General features: G+C 57.6%; 10 protein-coding genes and 1 pseudogene. 10 read left to right on the forward strand and 1 reads right to left on the reverse strand.

The features are described 5' to 3' along the window. Position 1: 1 nt before the first annotated feature. The gene (locus Q0510_RS14165) at positions 2-862 is read right to left on the reverse strand and encodes an AraC family transcriptional regulator (RefSeq protein ID WP_298712955.1); all 861 of its coding nucleotides are present in this window, start codon (positions 860-862) and stop codon (positions 2-4) included. A 148-nt stretch (positions 863-1,010) separates the two neighbouring features. Here Q0510_RS14165 and Q0510_RS14170 point away from each other — a divergent pair, with 148 nt between their 5' ends. The 10 genes and pseudogenes from Q0510_RS14170 to Q0510_RS14215 form a co-directional block, all read left to right on the forward strand. Next, positions 1,011-2,546 carry a sodium:solute symporter gene (locus tag Q0510_RS14170; protein WP_298712957.1) on the forward strand — a complete coding sequence of 512 codons (1,536 nt, stop codon included), beginning with the start codon at positions 1,011-1,013 and terminating at the stop codon, positions 2,544-2,546. A 14-nt stretch (positions 2,547-2,560) separates the two neighbouring features. Continuing rightward, positions 2,561-3,499, forward strand: a complete 939-nt coding sequence (locus Q0510_RS14175) for a dihydrodipicolinate synthase family protein (protein ID WP_298712959.1) — start codon at positions 2,561-2,563, stop codon at positions 3,497-3,499. Positions 3,500-3,595: 96 nt separating this feature from the next. Then, a complete protein-coding gene (locus Q0510_RS14180; RefSeq protein WP_298712962.1) occupies positions 3,596-4,189 on the forward strand; it encodes an RNA polymerase sigma factor in 594 nt (197 codons plus the stop codon). Between the two features lie 81 nt (positions 4,190-4,270). Further along, positions 4,271-5,245, forward strand: coding sequence for a FecR family protein (locus Q0510_RS14185; protein ID WP_298712964.1), 975 nt, complete (start codon positions 4,271-4,273; stop codon positions 5,243-5,245). A gap of 21 nt (positions 5,246-5,266) precedes the next feature. Next, positions 5,267-8,719, forward strand: a complete 3,453-nt coding sequence (locus tag Q0510_RS14190; RefSeq protein ID WP_298712967.1) for a SusC/RagA family TonB-linked outer membrane protein — start codon at positions 5,267-5,269, stop codon at positions 8,717-8,719. Positions 8,720-8,736: 17 nt separating this feature from the next. Further along, complete coding sequence (locus Q0510_RS14195) at positions 8,737-10,203, forward strand: SusD/RagB family nutrient-binding outer membrane lipoprotein (protein ID WP_298712969.1); 1,467 nt, start codon at positions 8,737-8,739, stop codon at positions 10,201-10,203. Between the two features lie 7 nt (positions 10,204-10,210). After that, a complete protein-coding gene (locus Q0510_RS14200) occupies positions 10,211-11,434 on the forward strand; it encodes a metallophosphoesterase family protein (RefSeq protein WP_298712971.1) in 1,224 nt (407 codons plus the stop codon). Next, complete coding sequence (locus Q0510_RS14205; RefSeq protein ID WP_298712974.1) at positions 11,431-13,695, forward strand: hypothetical protein; 2,265 nt, start codon at positions 11,431-11,433, stop codon at positions 13,693-13,695. Before Q0510_RS14200 ends, Q0510_RS14205 begins: the two co-directional genes overlap by 4 nt. A 15-nt stretch (positions 13,696-13,710) precedes the next feature. Beyond that, a complete protein-coding gene (locus Q0510_RS14210; protein ID WP_298712976.1) occupies positions 13,711-15,849 on the forward strand; it encodes a hypothetical protein in 2,139 nt (712 codons plus the stop codon). A gap of 10 nt (positions 15,850-15,859) precedes the next feature. Beyond that, positions 15,860-16,076: pseudogene (locus Q0510_RS14215) on the forward strand (alkaline phosphatase family protein); the annotation flags it as partial.

Consider the following 16,076-nt stretch of genomic DNA (forward strand, 5'->3'; position numbering starts at 1 on the left):
CTCAACTCTTCTCCCTAAACCCCTTTGGCGACACGCCCATGATCCCCTTGAAAGTCCTTGAGAAAGTATATTGATCCGGATACCCCATTTCCTGCGCGATTTCTTTTACCGTCAGGTGGGTTTCCTGCAGCAGCTGACTGGCCTTCTGCATCCGCAAGGATGTGTACAGCTGGATGGGGGAGTAGCGGGTTTTTTCTTTGAAGAGCGCGGAAAGATAGGAGGCCGACAGATGCGCCTGCGCGGCGAGATCGGCAAGGGTGAGGTTTTTGTCGAGCTGCTGCTTCATGATCTGGATGCATTGCTCGATCTGGTTGTCGGAACCCTGCTTCATATAATTGAACACCGACAGCCGGAAGGTGCCCAGGAAACTATAGAAACGGAAGTTGGCGTAGAGCAGGTTCTCGATGTTGTTCATGAGGTCGAGGTGATGGACGATATCCCAGAACTGCGCGATGCGGCCTACCAATGGCGGCGTGGTATGCATCGGTTTGCCGTTCGTGAGATAATCGCAGAGCTCATCGGCCAGGAGCCCCGTGAACTGGGCGGTGTACAACCGCCAGGGATTGCGCGGATCGGGGCCGCAACGGAAAGGCGTGTTCTTCGCCAGCAACACATATTGGTTCGCTTTCACCGGAAATCTTTTCCCATCTGCCTCATACCAACCACCGCCATGCGCGGAATATAACAGGCTGTACACCGGTGCTCCCTTCGGCTCGCCCCATTCCTTTACGTCATTCTCTGGATAAAAACGGATAGCGGTAATGTATAGGTTTCGGCCCAGGGGATGTACGTCCAGCTTGCGTTGCAGCTGTTCCGGTAAGGTCCAGGCGGTTGAGTTGTTGGCGTTGTTTTGGCTCTTCACGGCAGTAATTTAAGCTATTCTTTTCATAACATTCAACATTGTTTGAGCGGGAAAATTGTTCCAACTTGCCAAAGATCGGACAAGTTGCGCCGGTGATTATAATCCACGTGAGGAATGGAACTGTCAACCATTAGATAAGCATTAAGACATGCATCAACTGCCTATTACAGACCTGGCGGTAATCGGAGCGTATTTGCTCGGTATGATTCTGATCGGCGTATATTTTTCAAGAAAGAATAAAAACGCGGCACAATTCACGACAGCATCAGGCACCATCCCCGGATGGGCGCTCGGCCTTTCGCTGTACGCCACTTTTTTGAGCAGCAATACTTTCCTGGGCGTACCGGGAAAATCGTTCGGCGGCAACTGGAACGCTTTCGTATTCAGCCTGTCGATGATCCCCGCCGCCTGGATCTCCGCGCGGTATTTCGTCCCGTTTTACCGCAGCAGCGGCGAAGTGAGCGCCTACACACACCTGGAGCACCGCTTCGGGCCGTGGGCCCGGACATACGCCATGATCTGCTTCATCCTCACGCAACTGGCGCGGATGGGCTCCATCTTCTTCGGCGTGGCACTGGCGCTGCAGGCACTCACAGGGCTCGATATGCGGACTATCATGGCCGTCACCGGCGTCTGCATCATCATTTATACCGTCCTCGGCGGCATGGAAGCCGTGATCTGGACGGAAGTGTTGCAGGGCCTCATCAAAACCGCCGGCGCCATCGCCATACTCTGGCTGGTGATAGACGGGATGAAAGGCGGCGTGGGCGATATTTTCAGTATCGGCGCTTCCGAAGGGAAGTTCTCCCTCGGCAGCCTCAACCTTTCCGATTTCAGTACCTCTACCGCATGGGTGGTGTTCCTGTACGGATTTTTCATCAATCTCAACAACTTCGGCATGGACCAGAACTACGTACAACGCTATCACGCCGCCCGCAGCCAGAAAGAGGCCGCGCGGAGCATCTGGCTGTGCGTGTACTGGTACGTGCCTGTCAGCGCCGTGTTCTTCTTTATCGGCACCGCGCTCTATGCGTACTTCCTGCAACATCCGGAGATGCTGGACGCCGTGCGGCAACAGGCTGCTACGGAAAGAGGCGTAGCCGCCGCATCGCTCACACCGGCCGATTACGGCGATAAAATATTGCCGTATTTCATGGTGCAGAAAGTGCCGGCAGGACTGCTGGGGCTGATCATCGCGGCGATCCTTTCCGCGGCCATGAGCACCCTCAGCAGCGGCATGAACAGTTCAGCCACGGTGTTTTTGAAGGATATCTGGCAGCGGTACGTCCGCCCGAACCCCTCGCCGAAGGAAGAAATGAAAGTATTGCACCTGGCCACGGTAGTCACGGGTATCCTGGCCATCTTTTTCGGCATCGCCATGATCGGCGTGAAAAGCATACTCGATGTGTGGTGGGAGCTGTCGGGCATCTTCGCCGGCGGCATGCTGGGGCTCTTTTTGCTGGGGATCATTTCCAAAGCGAAGAACGCCGCCGCCGTGGCGGCCACTATCACCGGCATCGTCATCATCCTGTGGATGAGCCTGTCCAAATACCTGCCGGCCGATTTGGAATATCTCCGCAGCCCGCTCCACATCAATATGGTGATCGTGGTGGGCACGCTGTCGATTTTCCTGGCGGGATTGCTTTTTTCAAGGATGCAAAAACGACTTCATTCCCAATCATAAAAACCCTGTTTGTTATGCAAAAGAAATTTGTACCGGTGATGATTACCCCTTTCAACCTGAAAGCGCGCATCGACCTGGATATGGTGGAGCACCTGATCGACTTTTACCTGGAAGCGGGCGTGAAAGGCTTTTTCGCCAACTGCCTGTCTTCCGAGATGTACAGTATCAGTGAAGACGAGCGCCTGGAGCTGACGCGCCACGTTGTCAATTACGTGAACGGCCGCGTGCCGGTGGTGGCCACGGGCTCCTTCGGGCTCACCATCCCCGACAAGGCGCAGTTCATCCGCAATATCCATGAAACGGGTGTGGATGCGGTGATCATGATCACAGGGCATTTTGCGAATGTGGACGAGCCGGATTCGGTGCTGATAGACCGCTTTCAGCAGATATTCGACCTCACGGGCGATATTCCCCTGGGGTTATACGAATGCCCCGCGCCGTATAAAAGAGTGCTGCCGGCGGATGTGCTGAAAACGCTGCTCGCTTCGAACCGGCTGATTTATCATAAAGACACGAGCTGCGAGGTGGAAAGCGTGCGGGAGAAGTTGTCGATCATCGACGTGCCAAAATTCGAGTTCTACGACGCGCATACGCCCAATGCCGTGGAATCCCTGCGGATGGGGGCGGCGGGCATGTCGTCCATCTCCGGCAACTTCTACCCGGAAATCCTCGTGTGGCTCTGCAATAACGCCAACGACCCCTCGAAGGCGGAAGATGTGGCCTGGATACAGGAAGAGCTCCGCCGCGTGGATCCCCTCATCCACATCGCATACCCCATGAGCGCTAAATATTTCCTGCAGCTGCGTGGTATCCCGGTTCGCACGATCAGCCGCGCACATGTGCTGGAACTGACGCCCCAGCAGAAAGAAACGCTCCAGGGCATCCACCGCGATTTCAAAGGATGGTGCCAGCGCCTCGGGATCCGGGAAGCAGCTACTTCCCACGCATTCTGAAAAATTAATTAATGGTTATATAATGGAGATAGGTTGACAAGGCAGCGAAGGGTGATGTAGATTGCATTTCTGATCCTTATTCCTAAATTGCGCTTTATGAATACCGGTACCGTATATCCGCAGCACGACGACAGGTTTCTCTGGGACCGCCTCCGCGAAGGCGACAGGGAAGCCTTCGGCGAAATCTACCGGCGGTATTTTCCCCCGTTATTCCGTTACTGCAGCCGCTTTACGCAAGATGCCGGCCTGGTGAAAGATACCTTGCAGGATTTCTTCACCGACCTCTACCTGCGCCGGCAGGCGTTGCAAACACCAGAGAAGCCGAAAAGCTACCTCCTGGTGTCCGTCCGCCGGAAACTGGTGCGCGCTTTAGGAAAAGCCCCCCGGTCCCGCGAGCTGCCGGACGATGAAGCGCACATTTTCACCCTGGAACTGTCTCCCGAAAGCTACCTGATCACCCGCCAGTCGGCCGCCCTGGCGGAGCGCCATATCCAGCAAACCCTGGACCGGCTCACGCTCCGCCAGAAAGAAGCGGTCTACCTCCGTTTTTACGAAAGCCTGTCATACGACGAGATCGCCGAGATCATGCAGCTCAAGGCGGTAAAATACGCCCGTACCCTCGTCTACCGCGCCCTTACCGAACTGAAACCTTTGCTGGCAGGGGCGGAAACGCTGCTGTACAGCCGCTAGCAGAGTATTTTAAAAAATTTCCTATTTCCTTGAGGGTATTTCCTCCCTTGTATGCCTCCTTCATTTGTACAAGGCTTAATTATGTCATATCAAGATTACGATGCGGCGGACTTTGCGGCGGATGCTTCCTTCCAGTCGTGGGTGCAGCGGACCGATGAGGCGGCTGCCCGTTTTTGGGAGCAATATGCAGCGGCGCATCCCGATAAACGGGAGGTGTTGCGGGAAGCGCAGATGATGGTCCGTTCGCTCCGGTTTCATGCCATTGAAGTTGACCCGGCCGACATGGATGCCGTGAAAGCCGCCATCGACGGCGTGCTGGATACGGAGGACCGTAAAAAAAACCGGCACTCCCTGGTCCGGAGAATGCTCATTGGCACAGCGGCCGCGGCGGCGGTTATCGCGGCGGTCCTCGTGATGAGGGGCCCGGCTGAAGCGGACATGCTTACGCTCCGCACCGGCTTCGGGGAAACCACTACGCTGAAGCTGCACGACGGCACGGAGGTATGGCTCAACGCCAATTCCTCCATCCGGTATCCCCTCCGCTGGAAAAGCGGGGACGTGCGCAGGGTGGAATTGCAGGGGGAAGCTTTCTTTAAAGTGAAACACGCTCCCCAGGGCCTGCATCCCCGGTTCGTGGTGCATACCGCCCTCACCGATGTGGAAGTAACCGGCACGGCGTTCAACGTATACCACCGGCACGACTCTGCGGCCATCGCACTGGAAGAAGGAAGCGTGACAGCGGGAGGGAAACACATGCAGCCGGGCGACCTGCTCCAGCAAAGCGCCCTTGGCACCTCGCTCATCCAATCACCCGACGGCGGCTTCTCCTCCTGGATGAAAAAGCGCGTGGTGATCAGGGACGGCACGCTGGCCACGGTGGCGCTGCGGATGGAAGACATATACGGCCGGCGCGTCCGGTTCGGCAAGCCTTCGCTGGCATCGCTGCCTTTCACGGGCTCGGCGGCCATGGATCAACCGGAATTATTGCTGAAAGCGGTGTGCACCGTGCACAACCTGAAGATGCGGGAAGAAAATGATACCATCATTCTCGAATAAAGATCTTTAAAACTTACACTTATGCAAAAGAGCTTTACGAAGCTTTGCGCGGTGCTATGCATCCTGCTCGCATGCGCGGAATCGCGCGCGCAGGGCGCCATGGTGCGGGGTAACGACGCCCGCCGCCATGCCGGCATGATTTCCCTCAAGGAAATGTTCACCGCTCTCGAAAACAAACTGCAAGTGGGCTTCAGCTACTCCGCCGACCAGGTGGAAGGCAAATGGGTAGCCGACCGCTTTGCACGCATCCCTGCCGCCCAGCTCGATGAGCAGCTGGCCAAAGCCCTCGCGCCCGCAGGCCTCCAGGCCGTGCGCATCTCCCAGCGCGATTACGCCATCCGTACCGTATCGGTGCCCGTGGCCGCCAAAACCGTTGACCTGCAGGTGAGCGGCCTGGTGACCGACGACCAGAACCAGCCGCTGCCCGGTGTGAGCGTGCACGAAAAAGGCACCTCCAACGGCACCGCCACCAACGCACAGGGCCGCTACACCATCCGTGTGGCCGGCTCATCGTCCGTTCTTGTATTCCGCTCCGTAGGTTTCGCGACCCAGGAGAAAACAGCGGGCAGGGGAGAAGTGAATGTAACGATGGCGCCCGACGTGAAGGAGCTGAACAGCGTAGTGGTAACGGCGCTCGGTATCAAACGCGAAGAAAAAGCCCTCGGTTATTCCATCGCCACCCTCAAAGGCGACCAGGTAGCCACCGTGAAGGAAGTGAACGTAGCCAACGCGCTATCGGGTAAGGTAGCCGGCGTGAATGTGCGCGCCGTTTCTTCCGATCCGGGCGCTTCGGTGTTCGTGAATATCCGTGGCCAACGTACCCTGGGGGGCGATAACAACCCGCTGTATGTGGTGGACGGTGTGCCCATCGCCGGCGGCGTCCGTGCCCCGAAAGAGCCCGTAGGCCGTGGTGTGGTAGATTATGGCAGCCCCATTTCCGATATCAACCCCGATGACATCGCTTCCGTGACCGTTCTCAAGGGCGCCAGCGCTTCCGCACTATACGGCACCCGCGCACTCAACGGGGTCATCCTCATCACCACCAAATCCGGCACCGGCGCCAAGAAAGGCCTCGGCGTTTCCGTGAACTCTTCCGCCATGTTCGACAAAGCCTGGCTGTTCCCACAGTTCCAGAACGACTTCGGCTCCGGCAACCGCCCCGGCTCAAACGAAACGATCTCCACCGCCTCCTGGGGCCCCCGCCTCAACATCGGCACCAAGCATATTCAGTGGGACAGCCCGCTTGATGGCAACGGCCAGCGCATCCCTACCGACTGGGTATCGTATCCCGACCGGCATAAGGATTTTTACGAGACGGGGTATACGCTCACCAATAACATCGCCATCACCGGCGCCAATAACGATGGTGATTTCCGCCTTTCATTAACCAATCTCAAAAACAGCGGCATCGTTCCCAATACCGACCTCGACCGTAACACCATTAACCTCGCGGCCGGCTATAAGCTGAACCCGAAGATCCGGGTGAGCACGAACGTGGGGTATACCAAGAACCACAGTAATAACCGGCCCACGCACAACCGCGAGAGCGCCAGCAATATCGTATACACGACTACACCCAACGTTAACATCAACAAACTCCGCAATTACTGGGTGCCCGGTAAGGAGGGCATCGAGCAATATTCCCATGTGCCGGGTTCTGTGGATAACCCCTACTTCGTGGCGTATGAATTCATCAACGGTTACAACCGCGACCGCATCATGGGGAACGTGGAGCTGAACATCGAACTGATGAAGGGGCTTACCCTCATGGGGCGCACCGCCATGGATAACTACAGCGAAGCCCGCGAAAGCAAACGCCCCTTCGGAGCAGTGCGCACCAAAAGAGGCGCGTACTCTTACGAAACAGAGCGTCTGCAGGAAATCAACGCCGACTTCCTCCTGTCTTACCGCAAAGACATCAACCAGGACCTCAATTTCAACGTGTCTGCCGGTATGAACCGGATGCACCGGAAATTCAAATCTGCTTTCCAAAGCGCGAACGCATTATCCGTTCCGGGTATCTTCAGCATTAAGAACGCCGCGGCGGGTTCCGTTTTCAACGACATGTTCGAGTGGGAGATGCGCATCAACAGCGTGTATGGCATGGGCCAAATCGCTTACCGTAACTACCTCTTCCTGGATGTGACGGCCCGTAACGACTGGGCCAGCACTTTGCCGGCCGATAACGGTTCTTATTTTTATCCTTCTGTTTCCCTTGGCTGGGTGCTGAGCGATATGCTGAAGATCAATTCAGGCCCCGTATCCTTCCTGAAGCTCCGCGCCAACTGGGCGCAGGTAGGTGGCGAACCTGGTGTGATGCAATTGTTCAATACCTTTAATTTCAGTGCGGACTGGGGGGATTACAAACGCGCCGTCCAGGATGCCGTCCTGAAGAATAACCGCCTGAAGCCCTATATCTCCACATCTACTGAACTGGGTGCCGATATGCGGTTCTTCAACGGCCGCCTCGGCCTGGATTTCAGCTGGTACAACTCCGAGACGGTGAACCAGGTTATGCGGATCGGGACCACGATGGCTTCGGGATACAGCTCCAAAATTATCAACGCGGGCCGCATTCGCAACCGGGGTATCGAAGCTACCATCACCGGCACTCCCGTGAAAGGCGCATTCCAGTGGGATGTTACCGCCAACTTCACCCGAAATAAAAATACGGTGCTGGAACTGGGTGAAGGGATGCAGGCATATCAGCTCGGCAGCTCCGAAGGCGTAAACTACGAAGCACGTGTAGGCGAGGACCTCGGCAACATATACGCCCGCAGCTGGGCCACCGTTCCCGAAGGCCCGCATAAAGGTGAACCGCTCATTACCGATGGCGGTGAGTACGAGCGTGTGAGCGTATGGACCAAAATCGGCAACTTCAACCCCGATTTCATGGTGGGCTTCAACAACACCTTCAGCTATAAGGGATTTGCCTTGAACGTGCTGGTAGACTGGCGCCAGGGTGGCGTGTTCCACAGCTATGTCGCTAAAAACCTCCTCAGCGACGGCCGCACCAAAACCACCCTGCCCGGCCGCGACGCGGCTACCGGCGGCCTGGAATGGACCGACGGCTCCGGCGAAAAACGTACCGACGGTAACATCCTCTACGGCTATTACCTCGACGATGCCACCGGCGAATACAAGCTCAACGACAAAATCCTGGATCCGGAAGCCTATTATGGCGCGTACTACTGGGATTTCCTGAGCCGCTCCACTTTCGATGCCTCTTATGTGAAGCTGCGCGAAGCATCGCTAACATATATGTTCCCCAAGAAGATGCTGGGCCGCCTGCCGATCAGCAACCTCAGCTTCTCGCTGATTGGCCGCAACCTCTTCACCTGGACCGCCGCCGACATGGGGTATGATCCCGAAACGGCGATGACGATTTCCGGTAGCGGGATCGGGCAGGGCGTAGGCAGCTGGTCGCTCCCTTACACCCGCTCTTTTGGTGCCAAACTTGGATTTAATTTCTAAACTGCAAATCAACGGTTATGCAACGCATACGTTTTAAATACCTCGCCTTTGCCGCCATGCTGATGCTCGGCGCCTGCGGTAAAGACATCGACAAATTCAATGAAGACAAGAACGGCGCGGAGTACATCAACCCGGAATACCTGCTGTCGTCCGTCATCCTCTCCACCGCTGCGGATTACCAGCGGGACGCGTATATGGACAAGCCCGCATCCGCCGGCCGTTACATCACCATGGTGCGCAACGAAGGGAACGACAAGTTCAACTGGGGCCCGCAGAGCTGGGACGGTATCTACAGCCGGCTTTCGTATAACAAGAGCCTGTTCGAGATGATCGAACACTTCGACAAGCCGGAATATCTTCCTTATGCCCGGATCATGCGCGCATTCAACTTCGCGTACCTGACGGATCTTTTCGGCGACGTGCCCTATTCCCAGGCGCTGACTTCCAAAACGGAAGGCAACATCCGCCCGGAATACGACCGCCAGGAAACGATTTACCCCGACCTGCTGAAGGAGCTTCGGGAAGCCAACGACCAGCTGGCCGCGCAAACTCGCGAAATCGACAAAAGCCAGGACGGCCTTTACCAGGCCAATTCCCTGAAATGGCGCAAGTTTGCCAACTCGCTCCGCCTTCGCCTCCTGTTGCGCATGTCCAAAAACTACCCGGCGGCATTCACCGAAATGCAGGCCATCATTGCCGACAAAGCGAAATATCCCATTTTCGAATCCAATGCCGACAATGCCGAGGTGCAGTACGCCGGATCGCAGAAAGACAACAGCTGGCCCGGCGGAACCATGGCCAATGCGTATGAAGAATTCGACAAACGCAAACCCAGCAAGGAAATCATCGACGCCCTCTATGCCCGCAACGACCCGCGCCTCCAGGCCTGGTTCACCGTGGTGAAGACCCGCGGCACTACCGACAACCGGGAATACGTAGGCGTTCCCAACGCCATCCAGGCGCCGTACGATTACAACGGCGGGTACGACTACATTTCCCGGCTCGATTCCATGTTCAATGCAGACAAGGGCGCAAAAATCCCCGCTTCGCTCATGACCTATGCCGAAGTTTGCTTCATCCTCGCGGAAGCTGCGCAGGCGGGTAAGATCACGGTAACGGGCAAAACCGCGGAGTCGCTGTACTACGACGGTATCCGCGCCAATATGGATTTTTACGGTGTGCTCGCAGATGCGGAAGCCGCCGATTACTTCGACCAGGCCATCGTAAAATACAACGGCACCCTCGAACAGCTGATCAACCAGAAATGGATCGCCATGTTCCTGAAAGGCAGTGAAGGCTGGTTTGACCATCGCCGCACCGGTTTCCCGAAATTCGTGCTGGGCCCGCTGTCATCGTCTCAAACTTTGCCTAAACGCTATATGTACCCCGACAGTGAAACCAGGGCCAACCCGGACGCATACAAACGTGCCGTGGCTGTTTTCGGGGAAGACAAACAAACGACCCTGATGTGGTATCTCAAGTAAACTATCTATGAATATATACTCTGCAGGCAGGTGGCTTCTCGCCACCTGCTTTTTAATCCAGCATGCCAGCGCCCAGCAGGCCCGGCCCGATAGGATCGTTCTCAACGTAACCGCCGATCCTGCACATTCCGCCGCCGTTACCTGGCGCACCGATGCCGCTACAGACAGCAGTTACGCCGAAATCGCGCCCGCCACGCCCAACCCTGCCTTCACCGGCAAGGCACAGCGCCTCCCGGCCGCTACCACGGCCAAACTATTCGATTCCCTCGATGTGCGGTACCATTCCATCGTATTCGAAAACCTCCAGCCCGATACCGAATACGCTTACCGCGTCGGGAAAGGGGACGACTGGAGCGAATGGTTCGAGTTCCGCACCGCCGGCCTCCCCGGCCAGCCGTTCTCTTTCATCTACCTCGGTGACGCGCAAACGAACCTGCTGTCGCTCTGGTCGAGAGCCATCCGCAAAGCATGGGCCGCCGCGCCCGACGCCAGGCTCATCATCCATGCGGGCGACCTCGTCAACCGCGGCAACAATTACAACGAATGGCAGCAATGGTTTGAAGCCGGGAGTTTCATCCACGCGTCGGTCCCCGGGCTCATGACGCCCGGCAACCACGAATATCATTACCCGAACGACAGCGGCCAGGTATCCGTATTCTGGCGGCCGCAGTTCACCCTGCCGGAAAACGGGCCCGAAGGGCTGGAAGAGACCTGCTACTATACCGATGTGCAGGGCGTCCGGTTCATTTCCCTCAATTCCCAGGAAATCGAGATCAACGAAAGGCTTCTCCACCTGCAGCGCGACTGGCTGGAGAAAGTGCTGAAGGAAAACAAGTCCCGCTGGACGATCGTCACCTTCCATCACCCGGTCCTTTCCACCAAGAAGAACCGCGATAATAAGTTCGTCCGCGAGCACATCAAGCCGCTTTTGGATAAATACGGTGTGGACCTGGTGCTCACCGGGCACGACCACACCTATGCCCGGGGCCGCGATGGCAACCAGGGACCGGTTTACGCCGTGTCTGTCAGCGGGCCGAAAATGTACGAAGTAGACCCTGCGCCCTGGATGGCGAAAACGGGTTCCCACCAGCAGTTTTACCAGGTCATCCGCGTGGATGGCAACACCATACACTACCCCTCTTACACTGTGGACGGCCAGGTGCATGATGCATTCCAGCTGCGCGAGCAGCCCGGCCGCCAGAATGCGCTGACGAATCTGAAGAAACCATGAGACGAATCCTGTTGATGCTCTTGCTGTTTCCGCACGTCTGCCTGGCTATCCGTAATACGCCGGGCGGACTGTGGAGGCAGGCCGTTATCGTTTGCAAGCCCGGGCATATCGCCGGCACCGTTCTGCAGGAGGAGATATTCCGCCGCACGGGGCAGCGATGGCCGCTCGTTCACCAGTTGCCCGCTACCGGCGATGCGGTGGTGATGGAAGAGCGCGCGCTGGCGCCGGAATCTTACGCGATCCGTTCGGAGAACGGGAACGGCAGGAAGATCCTGCGCATCGAAGGATCGCCGGAAAGGGGGCTGATATACGGCGCCGGGCGGTTGCTGCGGATGATGGAATGGCGGAAGGGATCGGTGGCGTGGCCACTGTCGGTGGATGTATCGGCAACGCCGCACAAGGCGCTCCGCGGGCACCAGATCGGTTACCGCAACCTCGCCAACTCATACGACGGGTGGTCGCCCGCGCAATACGACCAATACATCCGCGAACAGGTTATTTTCGGCGCCAACAGCATAGAAGCGATTCCCTTCATGCCGGCTTCCCCGCATTTTACGGTATCGTCGCGGGAGATGACGAAGCGGATGTCGGAAAGCTGCGAGCGGTATGGCGCTGATTTTTGGGTATGGACGCCTGCTACTTTCGACCTGAAAGACGATGCGAAAAGAAAACATTTCCTCCTGCAATTCGACACCCTCTTCCGGGAAAGCCCCCGCCTCGATGCGATCTTCTTTCCCGGCGGCGATCCGGGCAGCAATCCCCCGGAACTGGTGATCCCGCTGCTGGAGGAACTGGCCGCACCGTTGAAAAGGTATCACCCGGAGGCCGGTATCTGGCTTTCGCTCCAGGGTTTTGAGCCGGACCAGTGCCGTTACGTTTACGACTATATCCGCAGCGCCAAACCGCAATGGCTGGCCGGGCTGGTGGTAGGGCCGGGGAGCCCTTCGCCGGAAGATACCCGCGCCGCCATATCGCGCGACTATCAACTGCGCCATTATCCGGACATCACGCACACGGTGCGATGTGATTTCCCGGTTTCATGGTGGGACCCCGCATTCGCCTTCACCCTGGGCCGCGAGCCCGTCAACCCCCAACCGTACTATTATTCCGCGGCGTACCGCGCTATCGAGCCCTATATCGACGGCTTCATCGGTTACTCCGACGGCGCCCACGACGATCTGAACAAAATGACCTGGAACCTCCTGGGCTGGGACGCGCAGGCTGATCCCCGTGAAACCGTGCGCCAGTATGCCGCCTTTTTCTTCGGGGCGGAGGTGCGGGAAGCAGCGGCCGACGGCATCCTGGCACTGGAGAAGAACTGGCAGGGCCCGATCATAGAGAATGGTGGTATCACCGCCACGCTGAGCCACTGGCAGAAACTGGAAGCCGCGGCGCCTGCGATGAAAAGCAACTGGCGCTGGCAGATGTTGCTGTTAAGAGCTTACTACGACGCCTATACGCGCCTGCGGCAGGAACGGGAAGACGAATTGGAGAAAGCGGCCTGCAAGGCTTTGCTGGCCGGTCCGCAGGCCATCGGCGAAGCGGAGCGCATCCTGCGGATGGCGGATTCCTGCGTGATGCCGGCCTGGCGTAATAGAATCGTTTCCCTTTGCGACGCGCTCTTCCGCTCGGTGGCTTTGCAAACGAGCGTACCGAAATACAAAGCCTCCGGCGCCGAAAGGGGTGTTGTGCTGGATTTCGTGGACCGCCCGCTCAACAACCGCTGGTGGCTGGAGGATCAGTTCAAACGCATCCGTTTATTACCGCCGGCGGAACAGCGCCTCGCCATCGATACCATCGCCCGCTGGGAAGATCCCGGACCGGGGAGTTTTTATGACGACGTAGGGCATGTGGGCAAGAGCCCGCACGTGGTAAGGGGAGAAGACCTGAACACCGACCCGCTCATGCGCCGCAGCGATAATCCCGGGTTCGACTGGTGGGATGGCGGCATGAGCCGCAAGCGGCTGTCGTGGATGACGAGCATGCGCTGGCCTTCCGCCATGCGCTACGAACGCCTCGATACCACCGCGCAATATACAGTCAGGATTACCGGTGTGGGCGAAAGCCTCCTGCGCGTAAACGGGCAGCGGCTGGAAGCCACGGTGTATGGGAAAGGGATCGGGGAGATGAAGGAATTCCCCGTGCCGGCATCCCTGAGTAAAACCGGTACGCTCACCCTTACCTGGGACGCCATCGACGAAGAACACCTCAACTGGCGGCAGCATTCCCGCGTCGCGGAGGTGTGGCTGATCAAACGTTAAAACAAAGCAACCAAAATGTATACAATCCTGGTTTGCCTCCTGGCAATTTCCGCACCCGCATGGGCTTCCGGGCCGGATGAACCTTTCATCCAACCCGTATCCGAAAAATTCCCGCTGCCGCAGGGCATCCATCCCGTCAAATTACTGACCGACTACAACAATACCGTGCATGTACTGGCCAAAGAAGGGCTCTTTTACCTGACCGGCGATAAAGTGGCCCGCGACGTGCGCTTCCGCCCGCTTGCGGATAAGATACCGGCAGACGTTACCGTGCAGGAAACCCACGGGCACCTGTACTACCTGCTGGCCGACAAGCTCATCACCAACGGTTACGCCGGTGTGCCTTATGTAACTTTCCCCGCCAACACCTACGACCGTGCCGTGGTGAACGCCGCAGGCAACGCGCTGTTGTCGGGCAAAGGGAAGATGGCCGTTACAGACGGGAAGAACATTCAGCCCATCGCCGCGCCGGAAGAAGGAGTGAGCGAGCTCTTCGTGAACGATGGAATTTTCTACGCCCTTACGCCCCGTGCCTTATACCGCGTGGCCGGCGGGCAGCTGCAACGGCTGCATGCCGGGAAGGACGTGCGCACCGTGGCTTTCAAGGGTAACGATATCATATTGGGGACGCCTGCGGGATATTACGCCATCCGCCGCGAGAACGGCGATACCGCGCTTACCCTGCAGCACAGAGTGCCGGTGCCATCTGTGGCCCGGCTCTTGGTGGCCGGCGGCAAGATATGGGCCGGCACGCCGCAGGGCGCTTTTACGGAGAACGGATCGGGGGGATACCGTTACTTCGCGTCGAAGCGCTGGCTCGACCAGGATGAGGTGAAGGATTTGTCGGCCGACCAGGACGGCAACGTCTGGATCCTCACGTCCTCGGGCCTCAATAAGATCGCTTTCCGCAGGCATTCCCTGGCCGACAAAACGGATTATTTCCAACGCAAGATCCGCCTGCGGCATATCCGCTACGGATTTATCGCCAATATCCACCTGCTCACGCCCGGCGACCTCACCACCGCGCAGATGGCCGATACGGATAACGACGGCCTCTGGTCCGCCTTCTACCTCGGCAGCCAGGCTTTCCGCTACGGCACTACCCGCGAGCCGGAAGCCAAACGCTACGCCTGGGAAGCGTTCGAGGCGTTCGAAAGGATCTTGTCGGTGAACCAGCTAAAAGGCTTCCCCAGCCGTACTTTCGAGCGGAAAGGGTATAAGAATTCCGACCCCGAGCGCTGGCGCGATTCTCCCGATCCGGAATGGGAGTGGAAAGGGCATACCAGCTCCGATGAATTTGTGGCCTATATCTGGATCGCGGCGGTATTAAACGAGATGGTTGCCGAAACGGCAGACGAGAAACAGCGCGTAGCGGCGTTCATGGACAAGATCATGACGCATATCATCGACAACAAATGGTACCTCGTCGACATCGACAACAAGCCCACCCTCTGGGGCCGCTGGAACCCGGAATACATCAACTGGTATCCCGAAACCATCGGCGACCGCCGCCTGGGCAGCACCACCATCGTGGCGGGCCTGCAACTGGCGTATTCGCTGACGGGCAAAGAAAAATACAAGACGGAAGCAATGAAATTGCTGAATAAACATCACTATCTTCAGAACATCCAGATCGATTACCGCAAGATCGCGCCCACCAAAGGCTATATCCACGACGGCATCGATATGGGCAACGGCGGCTGGAACCATTCCGACGATGAAATGGCCTTCCTGACCTATTGGGTGTTGTACAAATATGCGTTCACCGACGATCTGAAGAAAGCCTATGCCGGCGCCATCCGCAACCACTGGGAAATGGAGCGCCCCGAGAAGAACGCGGTATGGAACCTCATCACCAAAGGCACTTCCGGCGATTTCGACGAAGAAGCCACGATGTGGTTCCTGCGCACCTTCCCGATGGATATGGTACGCTGGACAACGCGCAATTCGCACCGCAAGGATCTCACCTTCCTGCCGGACAACTTCCGCGGCCAGACCACCGAAACCCTCATCCCCCTGGATGAGCAGCCCATGCACCGGCACAACGCCAACGCCTTTAACCTGGATGGCGGCGATGGCGGGAAGTCTGAACTGGCGGGAGACGAATACCTGCTGCCGTACTGGATGGCGCGCTATCTCAAAGTGATCGAATAAATAACGACTCATGATACAGTTTTTCTTCCGCCGCGCGCTGCCGGCAATGGCCATCGCGCTGGTGCTGGCCCCGGCAGTGCAGGCGCAGGCGCCGCCCCGCCCAAAGATCGTAGTGGGGATGATGGTAGACCAGATGCGTTGGGATTTCCTGTACCGCTACGCCGAACGATACGGCCAGGGCGGGTTTAAAAGGCTCCTGCGCGAAGGGTTCCGCTGCGAGCAAACGT

The sequence above is a fragment of the uncultured Chitinophaga sp. genome (assembly GCF_937874145.1).
In the GTDB taxonomy this organism is placed as follows: domain Bacteria; phylum Bacteroidota; class Bacteroidia; order Chitinophagales; family Chitinophagaceae; genus Chitinophaga.

Coding starts and splice junctions, on each gene's coding strand:
- Q0510_RS14170 (WP_298712957.1), top strand. CDS start 1,011: ATGCATCAACTGCCTATTACAGACCTGGCGGTAATCGGAGCGTATTTG.
- Q0510_RS14175 (WP_298712959.1), top strand. CDS start 2,561: ATGCAAAAGAAATTTGTACCGGTGATGATTACCCCTTTCAACCTGAAA.
- Q0510_RS14180 (WP_298712962.1), top strand. CDS start 3,596: ATGAATACCGGTACCGTATATCCGCAGCACGACGACAGGTTTCTCTGG.
- Q0510_RS14185 (WP_298712964.1), top strand. CDS start 4,271: ATGTCATATCAAGATTACGATGCGGCGGACTTTGCGGCGGATGCTTCC.
- Q0510_RS14190 (WP_298712967.1), top strand. CDS start 5,267: ATGCAAAAGAGCTTTACGAAGCTTTGCGCGGTGCTATGCATCCTGCTC.
- Q0510_RS14195 (WP_298712969.1), top strand. CDS start 8,737: ATGCAACGCATACGTTTTAAATACCTCGCCTTTGCCGCCATGCTGATG.
- Q0510_RS14200 (WP_298712971.1), top strand. CDS start 10,211: ATGAATATATACTCTGCAGGCAGGTGGCTTCTCGCCACCTGCTTTTTA.
- Q0510_RS14205 (WP_298712974.1), top strand. CDS start 11,431: ATGAGACGAATCCTGTTGATGCTCTTGCTGTTTCCGCACGTCTGCCTG.
- Q0510_RS14210 (WP_298712976.1), top strand. CDS start 13,711: ATGTATACAATCCTGGTTTGCCTCCTGGCAATTTCCGCACCCGCATGG.